Annotated in this window: 17 protein-coding genes; 10 read left to right on the top strand and 7 right to left on the bottom strand. The window is 72.4% G+C overall.

Annotation, left to right across the window (positions count from 1 at the left end; all coding sequences use genetic code 11):
* The first annotated feature begins 48 nt into the window (after positions 1–48).
* On the top strand, positions 49–687 hold the full coding sequence (locus tag MTP10_RS39550; RefSeq protein ID WP_310716775.1) for a M15 family metallopeptidase: 639 nt from the start codon (positions 49–51) through the stop codon (positions 685–687).
* Between the two features lie 15 nt (positions 688–702).
* On the opposite strand, the gene MTP10_RS39545 is transcribed toward MTP10_RS39550, so the two are convergent.
* On the bottom strand, positions 703–1299 hold the full coding sequence (locus MTP10_RS39545) for a helix-turn-helix domain-containing protein (RefSeq protein ID WP_310716773.1): 597 nt from the start codon (positions 1297–1299) through the stop codon (positions 703–705).
* 91 nt (positions 1300–1390) lie between these two features.
* Between MTP10_RS39545 and MTP10_RS39540 the strand changes: the two genes are divergently transcribed.
* Positions 1391–1792: a nuclear transport factor 2 family protein gene (locus MTP10_RS39540; protein WP_310716771.1), complete on the top strand. Its 402-nt coding sequence runs from the start codon at positions 1391–1393 to the stop codon at positions 1790–1792.
* 156 nt (positions 1793–1948) lie between these two features.
* Positions 1949–2995: a class I SAM-dependent methyltransferase gene (locus MTP10_RS39535; protein WP_310716769.1), complete on the top strand. Its 1047-nt coding sequence runs from the start codon at positions 1949–1951 to the stop codon at positions 2993–2995.
* Positions 2996–3055: 60 nt separating this feature from the next.
* Here the strand turns inward: MTP10_RS39535 and MTP10_RS39530 are convergent, their stop codons facing one another.
* Positions 3056–4837 carry a PA14 domain-containing protein gene (locus MTP10_RS39530; protein WP_310716767.1) on the bottom strand — a complete coding sequence of 594 codons (1782 nt, stop codon included), beginning with the start codon at positions 4835–4837 and terminating at the stop codon, positions 3056–3058.
* A 168-nt stretch (positions 4838–5005) separates the two neighbouring features.
* Between MTP10_RS39530 and MTP10_RS39525 the strand changes: the two genes are divergently transcribed.
* Positions 5006–5545: a TIGR00730 family Rossman fold protein gene (locus tag MTP10_RS39525; RefSeq protein ID WP_310716765.1), complete on the top strand. Its 540-nt coding sequence runs from the start codon at positions 5006–5008 to the stop codon at positions 5543–5545.
* A 58-nt stretch (positions 5546–5603) separates the two neighbouring features.
* Here the strand turns inward: MTP10_RS39525 and MTP10_RS39520 are convergent, their stop codons facing one another.
* On the bottom strand, positions 5604–6689 hold the full coding sequence (locus tag MTP10_RS39520; RefSeq protein WP_310716763.1) for a helix-turn-helix domain-containing protein: 1086 nt from the start codon (positions 6687–6689) through the stop codon (positions 5604–5606).
* A gap of 99 nt (positions 6690–6788) precedes the next feature.
* On the opposite strand from MTP10_RS39520, the gene MTP10_RS39515 reads away from it, so the two are divergent.
* Positions 6789–8030 (top strand): MFS transporter, encoded by a 1242-nt coding sequence (locus tag MTP10_RS39515; protein ID WP_310716761.1) that lies wholly within the window; start codon positions 6789–6791, stop codon positions 8028–8030.
* 56 nt (positions 8031–8086) lie between these two features.
* Here MTP10_RS39515 and MTP10_RS39510 read toward each other — a convergent pair whose 3' ends face one another.
* Both MTP10_RS39510 and MTP10_RS39505 read right to left on the bottom strand, forming a co-directional pair.
* Positions 8087–8446 (bottom strand): metalloregulator ArsR/SmtB family transcription factor, encoded by a 360-nt coding sequence (locus tag MTP10_RS39510; RefSeq protein WP_310716759.1) that lies wholly within the window; start codon positions 8444–8446, stop codon positions 8087–8089.
* Positions 8443–8889 carry an SRPBCC domain-containing protein gene (locus MTP10_RS39505; protein WP_310716757.1) on the bottom strand — a complete coding sequence of 149 codons (447 nt, stop codon included), beginning with the start codon at positions 8887–8889 and terminating at the stop codon, positions 8443–8445. The genes MTP10_RS39510 and MTP10_RS39505 overlap by 4 nt, the downstream gene beginning before the upstream one ends.
* Positions 8890–9060: 171 nt before the next feature.
* Here MTP10_RS39505 and MTP10_RS39500 point away from each other — a divergent pair, with 171 nt between their 5' ends.
* Positions 9061–9693, top strand: coding sequence for a class I SAM-dependent methyltransferase (locus tag MTP10_RS39500; protein ID WP_310716755.1), 633 nt, complete (start codon positions 9061–9063; stop codon positions 9691–9693).
* A 74-nt stretch (positions 9694–9767) separates the two neighbouring features.
* On the opposite strand, the gene MTP10_RS39495 is transcribed toward MTP10_RS39500, so the two are convergent.
* Positions 9768–10328 carry a helix-turn-helix domain-containing protein gene (locus MTP10_RS39495; RefSeq protein ID WP_310716753.1) on the bottom strand — a complete coding sequence of 187 codons (561 nt, stop codon included), beginning with the start codon at positions 10326–10328 and terminating at the stop codon, positions 9768–9770.
* Between the two features lie 166 nt (positions 10329–10494).
* Between MTP10_RS39495 and MTP10_RS39490 the strand changes: the two genes are divergently transcribed.
* From MTP10_RS39490 to MTP10_RS39480, 3 genes are all read left to right on the top strand, one after another.
* Positions 10495–11250 (top strand): glucose 1-dehydrogenase, encoded by a 756-nt coding sequence (locus tag MTP10_RS39490; RefSeq protein WP_310716751.1) that lies wholly within the window; start codon positions 10495–10497, stop codon positions 11248–11250.
* Positions 11251–11486: 236 nt separating this feature from the next.
* Complete coding sequence (locus MTP10_RS39485) at positions 11487–11921, top strand: MarR family transcriptional regulator (protein ID WP_310716749.1); 435 nt, start codon at positions 11487–11489, stop codon at positions 11919–11921.
* Complete coding sequence (locus MTP10_RS39480) at positions 11918–12382, top strand: hypothetical protein (protein ID WP_310716747.1); 465 nt, start codon at positions 11918–11920, stop codon at positions 12380–12382. Before MTP10_RS39485 ends, MTP10_RS39480 begins: the two co-directional genes overlap by 4 nt.
* 209 nt (positions 12383–12591) lie before the next feature.
* Here the strand turns inward: MTP10_RS39480 and MTP10_RS39475 are convergent, their stop codons facing one another.
* A complete protein-coding gene (locus MTP10_RS39475; RefSeq protein ID WP_310716745.1) occupies positions 12592–12960 on the bottom strand; it encodes a hypothetical protein in 369 nt (122 codons plus the stop codon).
* A gap of 41 nt (positions 12961–13001) precedes the next feature.
* Here MTP10_RS39475 and MTP10_RS39470 point away from each other — a divergent pair, with 41 nt between their 5' ends.
* A complete protein-coding gene (locus MTP10_RS39470) occupies positions 13002–13142 on the top strand; it encodes a hypothetical protein (protein WP_310716744.1) in 141 nt (46 codons plus the stop codon).
* Positions 13143–13264 lie beyond the last annotated feature (122 nt).

Genomic DNA, 13264 nt, shown 5'->3' with positions numbered 1-13264 from the left:
CAGGCCGGGCTTCTGGGAGCCGATCAGGTCCCCGTTCCGCCGGCTCCCATGACCCGCACGGCCATTCCGCCGCTCATGCCCGGGTCGGCCGCGCTCGGCCCGGCCCCTGAGGTGACGCACCAGGCGGAGCGGCTCGCCGAGGTGTCCGGTGCCGGCGTGGAGGTGTTGCACAGTTACGCCGAGGCGGGCCGGCGCCATGCGACCGGCGGGCAGTGGCTGAGAGCCGAGGCGCTCGGGCGGCTGCGCCAGGCCGCCGCCACGCTGCCGGAGGGATTCGGGATCGCGGTCTTCGACGCCTGGCGCCCCCTTGCGCTGCAGCGAGAGCTGTTCGACGCGCTCACCCCGGAAGGCGACCCCGCTGGGCCCACCATGGTGGCGCGGCCCTCCGGGGATCCGGCGGCACCGCCGCCTCATCTGACCGGCGGGGCGGTCGATCTCACGTTGACGTGGGAAGGCAGGGCGCTGGCGCTGGGGACGGTCTTCGACGACTTCACGGAACTGGCCGGGGCGACCGCCTTCGAGCACGTCCCGGGGCCGGTGCGGGCGTTGCGCCGCCTGCTGTACCACAGCCTGCGCCGGCAGGGCTTCGTCGTGCTCGCCGAGGAGTGGTGGCACTTCGAGTTCGGCACTCGCCTGTGGTCGGCGCTGAAGGGCGAGCCTGTGCGGTACGGGCCCGCCGGTCCGTGAGCGTCCTCCCGGCCGTCAGCCGGTGGGAGAGGGCTGGGGGCCCGCGAAGCCGTGGCGCATGAGCCGGAGCAGGCGTCGCGCGTGTTCCGGACCGGTGGCCGCGATGGCGGCCGCGCTCGTCAGGGCGAGCAGGTCCGCCACGGTGAGGCCGGGATCGACGGCGCCGGTCCGCTGGGCCCGGGCGAGGAGTTTCCGCGCGGCCGAGCGCATGGAGGTGTGCCAGTGGCCGAACAGCTCGGTGCGGCGCTCGTCGTTGTCGTCGGTCCCGGCCAGTGCCAGGGCTCGCTTGGTGGCGACGTGGACGACGAAGCTCTCCAGCCAGGTGAACAGGGCCTCTGCTGCCGGTTCGGATTCGAGGAGAGCGGCGCCCTGCTCGCAGAGCGTCGTCACCTCCTCCGCGTACACCGCCACGATCAGGTCGCTCCGCGTGGGGAAGTGCCGGTAGAGGGTCGCGTTGCCGACGCCCGCCCGGCGAGCCACGTCGTCCAGCGGGACGTCTGGCCCGCGCTCGTCGAAGAGCTCTCTCGCCGCGGCGAGCAGCAGCTCGGCGTTCCTGGCCGCGTCCGTCCTGCGCGGTCGTCGCGTGCCCGCCGTCCTGCCCGCATCCGCCATCGTCGTGCTCCCTGGTTGCTAAGTGGGGAGTTCCCCGTTTATGGTAGCGCGCTATGACGGGAGGCTGCCGCCTCACCAGCAAAGGAGCGTCATGGCCCTCACCTGTGAAGACCGCTTCCTGATCGCCGAGCTGATCGCGATGCACGGGCACCTGTGCGACAGCGGCGACCTCGACCGCCTGGACGAGGTGTTCACCACCGATGTCACCTACGACGTCACGGACTTCGGGCAGGGGGTCCTGCGGGGGGTGGCGGCATGCGCCGAGGCGGCGCGCGCCCTGGGCGAGCTGAACCCGGTCGGGCACCATGTCACGAACGTCGTCCTCGGCGAGCGGCCCGACGGCCGGGTGAGCGCGCGGTCCAAGGGGATCGGCATCCGCTCGGACGGCACGAGCGGGAGCGTGACGTACGAGGACACCGTCGTGCGCGTGGACCGGGGCTGGCGGATCAGCCACCGCAAGGTGCTCGCCCGGCGGGTCCCCCTGGCCGGGTGACGGCACCACGACACGCCACGCCCGGCAACCCATGCGTAGCATCCCGCGTACCAGGGCAAACTCTGCCTGGTAGGACCAGGACAGCGCGCCGGAGGGCGCGCGCCGACCCTTGCTGTCGCAGCCGGCACGAGCCGGCTCGACGGCGAGGAGGACCGGATGGACCAGAACAAGCTGACGGAGTTCCTGGGCCGGTTCACGAGCGACCTGGCGGCGACCAACGCGGCGGGCTCCATCGTGATCGGTCACCGGCTCGGCCTGTACCGCTCGCTCGCGGAGGGTCCCGCCACGCCCGAGGAGTTCGCGCAGCGCACCGGCTGCGACCCGCGCTACCTCGCCGAGTGGCTGCGCGGCCAGGCCGCCGGCGGGTACGTCGGCTACGATCCGGGCACCGGCCGGTTCTCGCTGACGGAGGAGCAGGCGTTCTGCCTGGCCGCCCCGGACGGCCCCAACCTGCCCGCGGCGTTCCTGCTCGCCCTCGGCATGCTGCGCGCCGAACCGCGCATCACCGAGGACTTCCGCACCGGCGCCGGAGTCGGCTGGCACGAGCACCACGAGGACGTCTTCGTCGGCTGCGACGCGTTCTTCCGGCCTGCCTACGTGGCCCAGCTGGTGACGAGCTGGATCCCGGCCCTGGAGGGGGTGGAGGCCAAACTCGCCGCCGGGGCGCGGGTGGCCGACGTGGGCTGCGGTCTCGGCTCGTCCTCGGCCCTCATCGCGCAGACGTATCCGCGCAGCACGGTCCTCGGCTCCGACTACCACGCCGAGTCCATCGCGCTGGCGAGCGAGCGGGCCGCCCAGGCCGGCCTGTCCGACCGGCTGGGCTTCGAGGTGTCCGGCGCGGACACCTTCACCGGCGCCGACTACGACCTGGTGACGATGTTCGACTGCCTGCACGACATGGGCGACCCCCTGGGCGCCGCCCGGCGGGTGCGCGAGGCGCTGGCCGCGGACGGGACCTGGCTCCTGGTCGAGCCGTTCGCCTTCGACCGGGTCGAGGAGAACCTGACGCCCGTGGGACGGCTGTACTACAGCGCCTCCACGTTCCTGTGCGTGCCCAACGCGCTCTCCCAGCCGGGCGGCTACGCTCTCGGCGCGCAGGCCGGTGAGGCCAGGATGCGGGAGCTGGTCACCGAGGCGGGCTTCACTCGGTTCCGGCGGGCCGCGGAGACGCCGTTCAACCTGGTGTACGAGGTCCGGCCGTAGGACGGCGCAGCGGCGTCGCCGCCCCCGCCCTCGCCGGCTCCCGGCAGGCGGCCCGCTGGTTCAGCCGGTGCGGAGCCTGTCCGCCGGGATGATCTCGCGGGGGATGCTCGGGCTCGTCCAGCGCAGCTCCGCGATGGCGTCGTAGCCGCCGTCGTAGAACTCCATCCTGAGGTCGTGCGAGCCGGCGCTCAGCGCGATCGCGGCGGTGTCCTCGCGCTTGGAGTGGTCGCTCCAGGCGTCGATGAGCAGCCGCCCGTCCACCCACAGCCGCACGCCGTCGTCGCTGGTCGTGATGAACGTGTACGTCTCCGCCTTGTCGGCGACGACCTTGCCGCTCCAGCGGGCGCTGAAGGTGTCGGCGCCGATGGCGGGGTCCGGGGAGGCCGAGCCCCAGTCGAAGTTCACGGTGGGGTCGACGCGGGTGACGCTGGCGCCGGTGAGGTCGGCGTTGTCGAAGTACGTCGCCGACAGGCCCTGCTCGTCGAGGACCAGGGTGGTGGCCGATCCGGCCGGCAACGTCACCGTGGCCCGGCCGCCGGAGATCGTCGCGGTGCCGGTGCGGTGCGGGGTCCAGGCGTCGGAGGTGCTCTGCCAGATCGCGGCGGTGCCGTTCGCCGCCCCGGTGAGGGTGAGGGCCGTCTCCAGCGGCTCGTCGCCCACGTTGACCAGGACGACGTTCCTGGCGTGGTCGGAGGCGAAGACGTGCAGCTTGGCGGTGCTCGCGCTCGCCTGGACGACGGTCGTGCCGAACGGCCTGAACAGGCCCTCACCGGTGTACATGCCGATGCCGTGGTACATGGGCAGCGGCTCGCTGCGGGCGATGCCGCCCTCGCCCTTGGTGCTGGTCAGGCCGAGCCGGCCGTTCTTGTCGCCGTACTGGAAGGCGCTCGCGCCGGCGTGCAGCATCTGGCCGAGGGCCGCCGCGCCCCACAGGGTGTTGAAGTGGGTCAGCGTGCGGTGGCCGTCCGGGTCGTCGTAGTCGGAGTTGAACTCGCCGATCTGGATCGGCAGGTCGTGGCCGAGCACGGAGCGGACCGTGGCGCGCACGGCCTCGATGTCGGTCTCGTAGTCGCGGATCACGTCACCGAGCAGCGCGTCGTCGGTGATGGGGTCGAAGCCGTTGCCGTAGTCGTGGTAGTCGACGAAGCTGACCCGGGCGCCCGATCCCTGCAGGAACGTGCGGATGTAGTCGTGGTCGTTCGAGGAGGTGGCGGGGCCGCCGATCGCGACGGAGGCGTTCTCGGCGCGCAGCGCGTCGGCGATGAGGTTGAATCGCCTGCTGTACTCCGTGGCCGTCATCTGCGGCTTGTCCGGGGTGCAGGAGCAGTTGAGCTCGTTGCCCAGGATGAACCGCTGGATCGGCTTGCCGGAGGCGGCGAAGTGCCGGTGGAGGGCGACCGCGTCGTCCCGGTTCACCTCCGCGCTCTGCCGGCCGTCCACCTGGAGGATGACGACCGGCTCCGCGCCCAGGTCGCGGATAACGTCGATCCAGGCGTCGCCCGAGACCTCGGTGGCGCACCTGTAGCCGCCGCAGACGATGGGGCTGCTGTGGTCGCCCGGCGTCTGGTAGTGCAGCTCGATACGCATGCGGCCCACGCCCAGCCTGCGCACGTGTTCGCGGTGCCTGGTGTCGTTGGTGATGTACGAGCCCTCGCCGTACCCGGTGATGGAGACGCCGATGTCGGCGGGAGAGATCGTGTGAACGGGCTTGGTGAAGTCCACCGAGACGGTGGCGGCCGCAACCGCTTGCGCTTGTGCGCCCGCCGGCCAGACCAGCGCGGCGGCCGTCAGGCCGCCCGCGAGAACGGCGCGTAACGCGCGGCGTGCAGATGCCGTCATCATGCTCCTGTCAGAGGTTGCTCAAGATCCCGGAGATCATGACATGCGTGGATGTCCGGAGGGTTAAGCGTCATGATCGGCCGGTCTGCCCCGCGGAAGCCGCCGTCTCACATGCCGTCACTGCTGACGCCTCTCTCCAGGTCCGCCACGGGCAGCCCCTACGGTGTTGTCATGAACATCTGCGTCTTCCTCTCCGCCGCCGACCTCGCCGAGACCTACACCCGGCCCGCCCGCGAGCTCGCGCGGCTGATCGGGCAGGGCGGCCACACGCTGGTGTGGGGCGGCTCCAACGTGGGGCTGATGAAGGTCGTGGCCGACGGGGTGCACGCCTCCGGCGGGCGCCTCATGGGCGTCTCGGTGCATTTTCTGGTGGACAAGGTGCGGCCCGGCGTGGACGACATGGTCATCGCGCAGGACCTCGCCGAGCGCAAGAGGCTGCTGCTGGCCAAGGCCGACGCGGTGGTGATCATGGTGGGTGGCACGGGGACCCTGGACGAGGCGACCGAGATCCTGGAGCTGAAGAAGCACGGGCATACCGACATGCCGGTGGTGCTGCTGAACACCGCGGGCTTCTACGACGGGCTGAAGGAGCAGTTCCGCCGCATGGAGGACGAGGGATTCCTGCCGCGTCCCCTCTCGGAGCTGATGTTCTTCGCCGATGAGCCCGTGGACGCCATGACCTACCTCAAGGAGTCACTCGGCGCCCGGTGAGGTCCGGGTCCTGGCCGGCAGGTCGGCGGTCGCCCGCGGTCCGGTTGGCCGAAGCTGCTCAGCGCAGTACGGCCGTCAGCAGGTCGGCGCCCAGCGCCGTCAGATCGGGGAGATTGACGGTGTAACGGACGTAGCGACCGTGCCGCCGGGCCGTGAGCAGGCCCGCGCGGCGCAGGACAGCGAGGTGGCGGGAGACCTCCGGGGGTGAAAGCTCCCAGGCGTGGGCCAGCTCACCGGTGGTGTGCGGGCCGCGGGCGAGGGTGCGCAGCAGCCGCAGCCGTACCGGATGCGCGAGCGCCTCCAGCCGGAGCGTCACCGTTTCCAGCGACACCGGCTCCGATGGGCTTGCCTCGGCCACGGGGTACTGCACCACCGGCTGCCACCCGGGCGCCTGGATCACCACCAGGTGCGGGCGGCCGAAGACGCTGGGAAGGAAGGTGACCCCGGTGCCGTGGGCGGAGGTCGCATTGTCCTGCAGTTTGTCGACGATGATGCAGTTGCCGTCCGGCGCCAGGGTGACGGCGCCGGAGACCGACGCGAGTGCCGCCCCGATGCCCTGGCGCTTCAGCAGGTCGTTCTTCAGGCGCAGGTCGGTGGCGAGTTGCACGGCGGCGCCCGCCCAGGCGGCGTCGAAGAAGGCCTCGGCGCACTGTTCGAGGGTGTCACGCACCCGCGCCCGAACGGCGGCCGGGTCCGCGAGCAGCCGTTCCGCGAAGGCCTCCTGGAGCGCGCCGCGGGCCTGGGCCAGGTCCAGGGCCCGCTCGCGCGCCGCCGCGTCGGCGAGCGGCGACGGCGCGCCGAAATGGACCCGGTTGCTGCCGCACGTGGTGATGAGCGCGGCGCTCACATAGGTTTCATCGTCGATCCGGTCCACCTCGTCCAGCTCCTCGGCGAGGGTCGGCCGGGGACGAGCGGGGACCAGGAAGTCGGCTCGTGAGGAACGCCAGAGGAACTCCGCCTCCCTGAGCCGCTCGGCCAGCTCCGGCCGCAGCCCGGCCCAGACGTCCCCGGCCCAGCCGGCGAGCTGCGGGTGATGCCCGGGTTCGGCCAGCACGTGCAGCATCGCGGTCAGCTCGGCCAGCGGGGAGGCGGCGAACCGCAGCCGCCCGGACGGCAGGCCGCCGATGTCGATCCTCAACGTCATCCCTCCATCATCGCTGGTCGGATGGCCGACGACCGCGTCGATTGACGGTGTCCGTCAACCGACGCGGTCGGCGCGGCGGCCGAACGCATCGTTGATGCCATGGCAACCACCACCAAGATCCAGCCGCGCGCCCTCGTCCGCGCCTCCGGAGGCCCCCGCTATGCCGTAGCCCTGGCCGTGGACGCGCTCGGCACCGGCATGCTGCGGCCCTTTCTGTTGCTCTACGGGGTGACGGTGCTGAGGCTGTCCGCGTCGGCCACCGGCATCGCCATGACGGCCGGCGTCGTCGTGGGTCTGGTGTGCATGCCTGCGGTGGGCCGATGGCTGGACCGGGGCGCACGCAGCACGGTCGTGGCGGCGTCGATGCTGGTGCGGGTGGTGGGCGTGGCGCTGCTGCTGGCCGCCCCGGCGGGGCACGTCTGGCTGTTCGCGACGGCGGCGCTCTTCCTCGGCATCGGCAACCAGGCGTGGCCGGCCGCCCACGCGGCTCTCGTGGCCACGGTCGCCCACGGCCGCGAACGCGACGCCGCTCTCGCGGGAGCCCGCGCCCTGCGCAACGCCGGCCTGGGCGTGGGCGCCCTCCTCGCCACCGCATGCCTGGCGGGCGGCACCACCGCACTGCAGGCGCTGGCAGCCGTCACCGGGCTCGCCTATCTCGCCGCGGCGGCCTTGGCATGGTCGGTCCACCTGCACGCGCATCCAGCCGCTGCTCCGGCCAGGGACAGGATCGACGGGCCCGCGCCTCGGATGCGCGCGCTGCTGGCCGCCAACGTGATCTATGTCTTCTGCCTCAACGTCCCCGAGATCGCGCTCCCCCTGGTCCTGGTGGCCCAGTTGCACGCGTCCCCGGTGTGGTCGGCGGCCATCTTCGTGGCGAACACGGTGCTGGTGGTCACCCTGCAGGTTCCGGTCACCGTCCTGATGTCCCGCTTCTCCCGGCGGACCATGCTGGCTCTCGCCGGTGTGGTACTCGCCGCGTCCTACCTCGGCTTCCTCGCGGCCACCTCCCTGGGACACGGATGGAGTGCCCCGGCCGTCGCCGCGGTGTCCGTGGTCTGCACCATCGGCGAGATCATCTATGCCGGCAGCGCCACCGCGCTCGTCACCGTCCTCGCCCCGGCCCCCGTCCTGGGACGCGCCCTGGCCCGCTTCCAGCTCTCCACGGGCTTCGGCCTCGCCGTCTCCCCGGCGGTCATCACCGCTCTCGCCTCCCACGGCTCGGCCGCCCTCTGGGGCAGCCTCGCCGCTGCGACGCTCCTGTCCGCCTCCGCCGTCGCCCCCGAGAAGGACCGTAGAACGCGGCTCAGCGGTTACCGTCGCCGGCTGCGAGCAGGCTCGTGAGCTCGGCGATCGCCACTCGTGCAGGTCCCAGCCCGCGCCCTTTACATTGTAGATTTTCAGCTCTGGAGCGCATCCCCCTCCGCCGCCTCGGCGACGCGCTTGATGGTCGCCAGTCGCCGGTCCCAGTCGGCCGCGAGCGCGGCCATCCACCGCGCCGTCGCGTCCAGCGCCGCCGGGCGGACCGCGTACCGCACCTCGCGGCCGACCCGGCTGCCGGAGACGAGCCCGGCGGCGTCCAGGACGGCGAGGTGCTTGACCACCGCCTGCCGCGAGACCGGCAGCCGCTCGGCGAGCGTCGTCGCGGTGGCCTCGCCCCGCGCTGCGAGCAGGTCGAGCAGGTGACGTCGCGTCGGGTCGGCCAACGCGGCCAGGACGCTGTCGACCTCCCCGGCGACGCCGCGACGTTCGTCCGTCACGCGGACGGCTGCTCGGCGCGCGCCTTGAGCGCGTCGAAGCACTGGGGCCAGCCGTCGGTGTGGTCCTTCAGGTTCCGGGTGCGCAGCTCCTCGGTGCCGGGCAGTGTCGCGAACCCGCTCTCCACGACGCGCAGCCGCGTCTTGTCGCCCTCCGGGGTCAGCGTGAACTCCACGAGGGTGCTGTTGTCCTCGCTCAACTCCTCCCCCGGGAACGCGCTGGTCCAGCGGTAGGCCAGGTACGTCGGCGGACGCACCGTCTCCACGCGCACCGGGAAGTCGCCGTGCTGGGCGTTCCTGGCCACCATCGACTCTCCTTCCCGTGCCACGGTGCCGGGCAGGCTCGCCTCGTCGGCCACCCAGAACCCGGGCTGGGCCACCAGCGACCAGACCCGCTCCAGGGACGCCGCGATCAGCGTTTCGCGTTCGATCCGATCCTCGCTCATGAGGAGACTCCTTCATACTCGTCCTTGCGTGCAACTTCAGAGTTGCACATCGACCCCTGAATGCGCAACCCAAGAGTTGCGCCTCCGTGCGGACCCCGTCTCGGGCCGGTGCGGCGGGAGTGCTTGGCTGGAGGTCAGGGCCGAACCGGACGCGGACGGAGGGAGCCGGTCATGGACGGGCGCGGGCACCGGTGTTTCGCGATGTGCTACGACGCCATCACCCGGGTCGCCGAGCGGTACTGGCTGGGAGCCGTACGAGAGGAGCTGGTCGGGGGCCTGGGCGGGCGGGTCCTGGAGATCGGCGCCGGCTCCGGCGCCAACCTCGCCCACTACCGCGCGGCCGGCCAGGTGGTGGCCGCCGAACCCGACGCCGCCATGCGCCGTCGCCTGCGCGCCCGGCCGGCCGGGGCGGCGGTCCCCGTCCGGGTGCTCGCCGCGCGCGGCGAGCGGCTGCCCTTCGCCGACGCCAGCTTCGACGCCGTGGTCGCCACCCTGGTGCTGTGCTCGGTCGACGACCCCGGCCGGACGCTGGCCGAGGTCCGGCGCGTGCTGAAGCCGGCCGGCCGGTTCGTGTTCTTCGAGCACGTACGCGGCACGGGCGCGCGCGGCCGGATCCAGGACCTGCTCACGCCGCTGTGGCGGCGCCTGGGCGCGGGATGCCACCTCAACCGGCGCAGCCTGGCCACGATCGAGCACGCCGGCCTGGCCGTCCACGACGTCCGGACGTTCGCGCCCCGCCCGAACCTGCCCGTCACCGTGCCGATGATCCGCGGAGTGGCCACCCGGGCGGGTCCCCCGCGCTGACGTCGCCGCGCCCGGCCCGCGGGCCGGCGTCCGGCCGGCGGAGCAGGCGACCGATGCGTGAAGCGTCCCGCGCGTCAGGCGTCCATGCCCTGGCGGAACAGCAGCCAGGCGCGCTCGGCCGTCCGGCGGCGGGTGTCCGCCGGTATCCTGGCGAGCAGTGCCGCGATCATGCCGATGACCGTGACCAGGTCCTCGGTGGTGACGTGGTCACGTACGCGGCCCGACTCCCGCGCCTCCGCGAGCAGGCCCTCCAGCAGCTCCGCCACGCGATCGCGCAGCCGGAGGAGGCGCGGGTCGACCGCGGCGCCGACCGCCCCGACCATGTCGATGAACGCGATCGAGGAGATGGCCTGCTCGGTCATGAGCGCCAGCATGTCGTCGAGCGTGGTGCCGGGCCGGGCGGCGAGCCCCTCCAGCTCCCTGACGCCGTCCTCGAAGACGGCCAGCGCGAGGCTGACGCGGTCGGGGAAGTGCCGGTAGAGGCTGCCCTGGCCGACGCCGGCCGCCCTCGCGATCGAGGTGAGCGGCGTGTCGAACCCGTCGGTGGCGAACAGCTCGCGGGCCGCCGCGATCAGCGCCGCCCGGTTCTCCGCCGCGGCGCTCGGGCCTCTGTTGGGTCGGCGTGCGTGGGACATGGAAGCTACGGTACCAACCGGACCGAATCGTCCGGTTGGCTTCCCGTGACGCTCGACACGGGTCGGCGGCCCGGGCTACGGTGCAACCGGACGACGAAGTCCGGTCGCCGGGGCTCACCGCCGGACGCGCGCCGCCGTCGCCCGCCCCGATCGAAAGGACGCGCCCATGACCGCCCACACCCTCGACGACCGTGTCGCCCTCATCACCGGAGCGGGGTCCGGCATCGGCCGGGCGATGGCCGTGACCTTCGCCAAGGCCGGCGCCCGCGTCGTGGTCTGCGACATCGACGCCGACGGCGCCGCCCGCACCGCCGCCGACATCGGTGACGCGGCCCTGCCCGCCACCGCCGACATCGGTGACGAGGCGTCGGTCACCGCGCTCGTCGAGACCGCGATCAGCGCCTACGGCCGCATCGACGTGCTGTGCAACAACGCCGGGATCATGGACACCATGGCCCTGCCCGCCGAGATCCCCCTCGCGCTGTGGGAGCGGGTCCTGCGCGTCAACCTGACCGGCACCTTCCTCGTCACCCACGCCGTCCTGCCCCACATGCTGCGCCAGGGCCGCGGCGCGATCGTCAACACCGCCTCCGAGGCGGCCGTCCGCGGCGGCGCCGCCGGAGCCGCCTACACCGCCTCCAAGCACGGCGTCGCCGGCCTGACCCGCAGCGTCGCCTGGGCCCACGCCAAGGACGGCATCCGCTGCAACGCCATCCTCCCGGGCCCGACCATGACCGGCATCGCCACCGCGGCCTCGTTCGACCCCACCGGCGCCGCCCGCCTCGCCCCCGTGCTCGCGCTGGGTGAGCGGATCGCCCAGCCGGAGCAGATGGCCGACGCCGCCCTCTTCCTCGCCTCCGACGCCGCCTCGTTCATCAACGGCGCCCTCGTCCCGGTCGACGGCGGCTGGTCGGCGGCCTGACCACCGGCGGCGGCGTCAACCGCCGGGACAGCCCTGGCGCGGCCAACCCGTGGGCCGGCGGGCCCGGCTCTGCTCGCGGACGAGCGCCCAGGCGCCCGCCGCCGGACCCAGGTGCCCGCGGCTTGCCGTGGTTGATCACCGCGTGGGTCGCCCGGGTCAGCAGCTCGGCACTCACGATGTGGGAGGTGATGGTTCTCGCTTGCGGCAGATGCTACGAAATCGTATGATCCGACATCGTGAAGTCCGAATCCGTATCATCTGAGTGGTCGGCTCTGCTCGCATTGCAGCGGGCCACCCACGCCACCCTGCAAGTGCTCGCCGCCGAGCTCGTCGACCTGGACCTGACCGCCTCCGAGATCAACGCGCTGGCGAACCTGGCCGACGGCCGGGGCCGGACCGTGTCCGAACTCGGCGCGGCCGTGGGCACCCGCCCCACCACGCTGACCAGCGTGCTGGACCGCCTGGAACGACGCGGCCACATCACCCGCGGCACCCGCCCCGGAGACCGCCGGGCGGTGCTCATCGAACTCACCTCGTCCGGGCGACTGGCCGCCACCACGATCCGCCAGGCCATCGCCGACCTGGAGCACCGCGCGCTCGGCGGCCTGCCGGACGACGCCATCGCTCACCTGCGCACCGCCCTGCAAGCCCTGACGGAGGTGCCCTCATGACCATGCACCCCGCCGACGAACACGTCGTCGGCGCCCCTGACTTCGATGCGTTGATGGCCGAGGTGATGGCGACCGCCGAGCGGTTCGGCCACCGGGAACATGTCCATCTGACCTGGCTGGCCGTTCGACGGGTTGGCGTGCCCGCGGCGGTCGGCCTGGTCAGCGACGGCATCCAGCGCACCACCCGCTATGCGAGGGTGCCCCAGAAGTACCACGCGACCATGAGCCGGGCCTGGGTCGAACTGGTCGGCCACCACGCGGCCGAACACGGCGAAGACGACTTCACCGCGTTCATCGACCACCACCCCGCCCTGCTCGACAAGCGGCTGCTGACCCGCTTCTACCAGCCGGCGACGCTGGCCTCCGCGCAGGCCAGGACCGGCTGGGTCGAACCCGACCGCGCCCCGTTCCCGTGGCAGGACACGGGCCGGCGGCGACCCCGGGACGAAGAGGCACGATGACCGTGATCGGGCAACGGCCGTCCACCAGGCTGTGAAGACCGGCTGAGTCCCGACGTGGCACCGTCCGCGGGCGCCTGGCCGTCGTGTCGAGGCCAGGCGCCCGCCGTACGGCGGGAATCAGACGCCGAACGGTCGACGAATCGCCTGATGGTGGGCCTGTCGGCGAGATCGAGCACCCTTACCTGAGACGCCGTACCCGAGGTTGCGTGTCAGCCAGGACAGGCTATGGAGATGGCGTCGGCGGCGATGGTGCGATCGCCTGGTCCGGTGTCGACGAGTTCGACCGACAGGTCGGTGGCGTCGGGAACCGAGACATGGTGCACCAGCCAGCCGCCAGGGTGGGCGGCTTGGTCGACGGGAAGGTCGGCGATCGAATCGCCGTCGGCGTTGCTTGTCCGATGGAGGCGGTAGATCGCGACTGCGGCGGCGTGCGAGGAGTCGGGCACGTGCACGGCCAGCGCGCAGCGTGCCGGGCCGGCGACACCGGTGACGGCCCGCCAGACGAATGACTCCTTCCACCGCAACGGGTAGGCGTATGGGGTGTATCCCGGCCACGGCATCAGCCGCCGCCGCTTCACCGCTGACCACCTCATCGGCTCAGACCGCCGGCGTCTCGATCTTGAGCTGGCGCTACTACGGCACCTACGACAGCCTGGTCACCTGCCAGGCCGCCGGCATCGTGGCCGTCTACTGGGACCACTACGCCGACTACCACTGCGACGGCGACGGTGACGGCGGCTACGAATTATGGGTCCGCTAGTGCTGTGACCGGAAATGATCGCCGGGTTGGCGTGTAGAGCGCCCTTGCCGGTTGGATGGTGCTGATCACGTTCGATCGGCGCTCGGGGGGCCAGGTGACACAACCGGTCAAGGTCCGCAGGC

The organism is Nonomuraea sp. 3-1Str (assembly GCF_031570565.1).
Classification (GTDB): domain Bacteria; phylum Actinomycetota; class Actinomycetes; order Streptosporangiales; family Streptosporangiaceae; genus Nonomuraea.
This window is presented reverse-complemented; position numbering and strand designations above follow the sequence as displayed.

Excerpts from the sequence above, each read along its gene's own strand:
- MTP10_RS39500 (WP_310716755.1), top strand. The coding sequence starts at position 9,061 with ATGGACGGGCGCGGGCACCGGTGTTTCGCGATGTGCTACGACGCCATC.
- MTP10_RS39535 (WP_310716769.1), top strand. The coding sequence starts at position 1,949 with ATGGACCAGAACAAGCTGACGGAGTTCCTGGGCCGGTTCACGAGCGAC.
- MTP10_RS39490 (WP_310716751.1), top strand. The coding sequence starts at position 10,495 with ATGACCGCCCACACCCTCGACGACCGTGTCGCCCTCATCACCGGAGCG.
- MTP10_RS39550 (WP_310716775.1), top strand. The coding sequence starts at position 49 with ATGACCCGCACGGCCATTCCGCCGCTCATGCCCGGGTCGGCCGCGCTC.
- MTP10_RS39495 (WP_310716753.1), bottom strand. The coding sequence starts at position 10,328 with ATGTCCCACGCACGCCGACCCAACAGAGGCCCGAGCGCCGCGGCGGAG.
- MTP10_RS39540 (WP_310716771.1), top strand. The coding sequence starts at position 1,391 with ATGGCCCTCACCTGTGAAGACCGCTTCCTGATCGCCGAGCTGATCGCG.
- MTP10_RS39545 (WP_310716773.1), bottom strand. The coding sequence starts at position 1,299 with ATGGCGGATGCGGGCAGGACGGCGGGCACGCGACGACCGCGCAGGACG.
- MTP10_RS39480 (WP_310716747.1), top strand. The coding sequence starts at position 11,918 with ATGACCATGCACCCCGCCGACGAACACGTCGTCGGCGCCCCTGACTTC.
- MTP10_RS39520 (WP_310716763.1), bottom strand. The coding sequence starts at position 6,689 with ATGACGTTGAGGATCGACATCGGCGGCCTGCCGTCCGGGCGGCTGCGG.
- MTP10_RS39525 (WP_310716765.1), top strand. The coding sequence starts at position 5,006 with ATGAACATCTGCGTCTTCCTCTCCGCCGCCGACCTCGCCGAGACCTAC.
- MTP10_RS39505 (WP_310716757.1), bottom strand. The coding sequence starts at position 8,889 with ATGAGCGAGGATCGGATCGAACGCGAAACGCTGATCGCGGCGTCCCTG.
- MTP10_RS39530 (WP_310716767.1), bottom strand. The coding sequence starts at position 4,837 with ATGATGACGGCATCTGCACGCCGCGCGTTACGCGCCGTTCTCGCGGGC.
- MTP10_RS39515 (WP_310716761.1), top strand. The coding sequence starts at position 6,789 with ATGGCAACCACCACCAAGATCCAGCCGCGCGCCCTCGTCCGCGCCTCC.